The 4,632-nt window shown below is 45.1% G+C and carries 2 tRNA genes and 2 rRNA genes; all 4 read right to left on the reverse strand.

The annotated features are described in order from the left end of the window. Positions 1-1,908 (reverse strand): 23S ribosomal RNA (locus tag RCH18_RS15880); the annotation flags it as partial. Between the two features lie 215 nt (positions 1,909-2,123). Further along, positions 2,124-2,197, reverse strand: a tRNA-Ala gene (locus RCH18_RS15885). A gap of 106 nt (positions 2,198-2,303) precedes the next feature. Beyond that, positions 2,304-2,377: transfer RNA gene (locus tag RCH18_RS15890), tRNA-Ile, on the reverse strand. Positions 2,378-2,590: 213 nt separating this feature from the next. Then, positions 2,591-4,106: ribosomal RNA gene (locus RCH18_RS15895) — 16S ribosomal RNA — on the reverse strand. Positions 4,107-4,632 lie beyond the last annotated feature (526 nt).

Consider the following 4,632-nt stretch of genomic DNA (forward strand, 5'->3'; position numbering starts at 1 on the left):
CTGAATGACATCTCCACTTAACCTTCCAGCACCGGGCAGGTGTCAGGCCCTATACTTCATCTTACGATTTTGCAGAGCCCTGTGTTTTTGATAAACAGTCGCCTGGACCTCTTCACTGCGGCCCCGATTGCTCGGGGCGACCCTTCTCCCGAAGTTACGGGTCTATTTTGCCTAATTCCTTAGCCATGAATCTCTCGAGCACCTTAGAATTCTCTTCTCGACTACCTGTGTCGGTTTGCGGTACGGGTACTTATTACCTGAAGTTTAGAGGTTTTTCTTGGAAGCCCTTAGGCGCACTATCTCTTCTACCGAAGTATCCGAGTACTATCGTATTTCCCCAAAACCCGTGGATTTGCCTGCGGGTCTTATAGGTAGGTACTTCAACGAACTATTCCGTCAGTTCGCGGCGCTTTCATCACTCCGTCACCCCATCACAGTAATAACTAGTACGGGAATATTAACCCGTTGTCCATCGACTGTCCCTTTCGGGTTCGCCTTAGGTCCCGACTAACCCACAGCTGATTAGCATAGCTGTGGAAACCTTAGTCTTTCGGTGTGCGGGTTTCTCGCCCGCATTATCGTTACTTATGCCTACATTTTCTTTTCTATAACGTCCAGCAAGCCTTACGACTAACCTTCAACCGCGATAGAATGCTCCCCTACCACTCCAGTAATTAAACTGAAATCCATAGCTTCGGTAATACGCTTATGCCCGATTATTATCCATGCTCGTCCGCTCGACTAGTGAGCTGTTACGCACTCTTTAAATGAATGGCTGCTTCCAAGCCAACATCCTAGCTGTCTGGGCAGACAAACCTCGTTCTTTCAACTTAGCGTATATTTGGGGACCTTAGCTGATGGTCTGGGTTCTTTCCCTCTCGGACTTGGACCTTAGCACCCAAGCCCTCACTGTTAGTGAACATTATATAGCATTCGGAGTTTGTCAGGAATTGGTAGGCGGTGAAGCCCCCGCATCCAATCAGTAGCTCTACCTCTATATAACTTTATAACTAACGCTGCACCTAAATGCATTTCGGGGAGTACGAGCTATTTCCGAGTTTGATTGGCCTTTCACCCCTACCCACAGATCATCCCAAGACTTTTCAACGTCAACGGGTTCGGTCCTCCACTGTGTGTTACCACAGCTTCAACCTGTCCATGGGTAGATCACACGGTTTCGCGTCTAACACTACTGACTGTACAGACGTAGCAATGCTACGTCTCTAGCTACGCCCTATTCAGACTCGCTTTCGCTACGGATCCGTGGCTGAACCACTTATCCTTGCCAGCAACGTTAACTCGTAGGCTCATTATGCAAAAGGCACGCCGTCACCCCACAAAAGGGCTCCGACCGCTTGTAGGCGTATGGTTTCAGGATCTATTTCACTCCGTTATTCACGGTTCTTTTCACCTTTCCCTCACGGTACTGGTTCACTATCGGTCTCTCAGGAGTATTTAGCCTTAGCGGATGGTCCCGCCAAATTCAGACAGGATTTCTCGTGTCCCGCCCTACTCAGGATACCACTATTTATTATACGCATTACTTATACAGGGCTATCACCTTCTTTGGCCCTACTTTCCAGTAGATTCTAATTCTTTGTACATAAAATGTCGTGGTCCTACAACCCCAACAATGCCGTAACATCATTGGTTTGGGCTAATCCGCGTTCGCTCGCCACTACTTACGGAATCACTTTTGTTTTCTTCTCCTCCGCCTACTTAGATGTTTCAGTTCAGCGGGTTTGCCCACCCGTAGGTGTACTATCTCTTCAAGATAGTGGGTTGCCCCATTCAGGTATCTACGGATCAATCAATGTGTGCTTGTCCCCGTAGCTTTTCGCAGCTTATCACGCCTTTCATCGCCTCTGAGAGCCAAGGCATCCCCCATACGCCCTTATTTTGCTTATTGTACTCTTTTATGTATGAAGTCATAAAGTTTAAGTAGAAAGTTCTCACTTACTACTTACAAATTAATCCTTACTACCTAAAAGTATGCTTTCTACTTTTTATTATTTTCTTATCTCAATATGTCAATGAACTTTTTCTTTAGAAAAAAGAGTCATGATAATAGAACCAAGACTAATCTTGTTTCTTTCTTCTTTTATCTATCTTCTATAAGATAGTGGAGAATAACGGAGTCGAACCGTTGACCTCCTGCGTGCAAGGCAGGCGCTCTAGCCAGCTGAGCTAATCCCCCAAATACAGTTGGCAATGTTTCAGTGTTCAGTTTTCTGTAACTTTACCGTACATCCAAATGAGTTGTGAATTGCTAACTCTAGATTCTTCTTTTTTTTAAGTATTAGTTGTCTCGGACAGACTCGAACTGTCGACCCCTACATTATCAGTGTAGTACTCTAACCAGCTGAGCTACGAGACAAGGTGATTTTCGATTTATGATTAACGATTTTTGATCTCAGATTTAAATCCGCAATCAAAAATCAGTATTCAACAATCTTAAATCGTTATCTTTTACTTAATTGTATTATTTGAACTAACAGCAAGAGTAATAAAACATCATTATTTGTTTCCTATAAAATCTTTGTCTTCTTTCCTAAAAGTGTTTACTTGTAAACTAACATTTAGGCTCTAGAAAGGAGGTGTTCCAGCCGCACCTTCCGGTACGGCTACCTTGTTACGACTTAGCCCTAGTTACCAGTTTTACCCTAGGCAGCTCCTTGCGGTCACCGACTTCAGGCACCCCCAGCTTCCATGGCTTGACGGGCGGTGTGTACAAGGCCCGGGAACGTATTCACCGGATCATGGCTGATATCCGATTACTAGCGATTCCAGCTTCACGGAGTCGAGTTGCAGACTCCGATCCGAACTGTGACCGGTTTTGTAGATTCGCTCCTACTCGCATAGTGGCTGCTCTCTGTACCGGCCATTGTAGCACGTGTGTAGCCCAAGGCGTAAGGGCCGTGATGATTTGACGTCATCCCCACCTTCCTCACAGTTTGCACTGGCAGTCTTGTTAGAGTTCCCGACATGACTCGCTGGCAACTAACAACAGGGGTTGCGCTCGTTATAGGACTTAACCTGACACCTCACGGCACGAGCTGACGACAACCATGCAGCACCTTGTAAATTGTCTTGCGAAAAGTCTGTTTCCAAACCGGTCAATCTACATTTAAGCCTTGGTAAGGTTCCTCGCGTATCATCGAATTAAACCACATGCTCCACCGCTTGTGCGGGCCCCCGTCAATTCCTTTGAGTTTCATTCTTGCGAACGTACTCCCCAGGTGGGATACTTATCACTTTCGCTTAGCCACTGAGCTTGCGCCCAACAGCTAGTATCCATCGTTTACGGCGTGGACTACCAGGGTATCTAATCCTGTTCGCTACCCACGCTTTCGTCCATCAGCGTCAATGTATTAGTAGTAACCTGCCTTCGCAATTGGTATTCCATGTAATCTCTAAGCATTTCACCGCTACACTACATATTCTAGTTACTTCCTAATAATTCAAGCCCTACAGTATCAATGGCCGTTTCCCCGTTGAGCGGGGAGATTTCACCACTGACTTATAAGGCCGCCTACGGACCCTTTAAACCCAATGATTCCGGATAACGCTTGGATCCTCCGTATTACCGCGGCTGCTGGCACGGAGTTAGCCGATCCTTATTCTTACAGTACCGTCAAGTCCCGACACGTCGGGATGTTTCTTCCTGTATAAAAGCAGTTTACAATCCATAGGACCGTCATCCTGCACGCGGCATGGCTGGATCAGAGTTGCCTCCATTGTCCAATATTCCTCACTGCTGCCTCCCGTAGGAGTCTGGTCCGTGTCTCAGTACCAGTGTGGGGGATCTCCCTCTCAGGACCCCTACCCATCGAAGTCTTGGTAAGCCGTTACCTTACCAACTAACTAATGGGACGCATGCTCATCTTTTACCGTTGTGACTTTAATTATAAAATGATGCCATCCTATAATACTATGCGGTATTAATCCAAATTTCTCTGGGCTATCCCACTGTAAAAGGTAGATTGCATACGCGTTACGCACCCGTGCGCCGGTCTCTAAATAGCAAGCTACCTATACCCCTCGACTTGCATGTGTTAAGCCTGCCGCTAGCGTTCATCCTGAGCCAGGATCAAACTCTTCATCGTATATTGTTGCTTAGATAAAATCTAAGCTATTGTTATTCGACTCCAATGCTATTGGTTTTTTCAAATCTCTCTATTCTATTACTCTTATTCTTTGTTTTGATTTCATATAGCCGTTGCAATGCAACGTCTCTACTAACCAAAACGGCTGTCAATTCAATATGTCTAGGAACGTGTCTTCTTTGATTCTCTTGAGAAAAACCCGATAAATCGCGGTCTCTGCAAGCGGGTGCAAAAGTACAACCTCTTTTTAAATCTCACAAGGGTTTTGAAAAAGTTTTTGAAAATAAATTTCTACCCTTTTCAAGTGAAAAGTTGATCGCTCAACCACTCTTACTTGCTCAATGTATTTAAGAACTTGCCACCGCATTGGCGGGCTGCAAATGTAATTACTTCTTTTATCTCTGGCAAATCTTTTTTCTAAAACTTTTATCTTAGTTTAAAACTGCTTTTCAATATTTAAGTAAGAACGTATGCGCTTGTTGCGGGTGCAAAAGTAGTGCGTTTATTCGCTTCTACAAGCTTTTTA

The sequence above is a fragment of the Flavobacterium sp. PL11 genome, from assembly GCF_035985025.1.
Taxonomy (GTDB): domain Bacteria; phylum Bacteroidota; class Bacteroidia; order Flavobacteriales; family Flavobacteriaceae; genus Flavobacterium.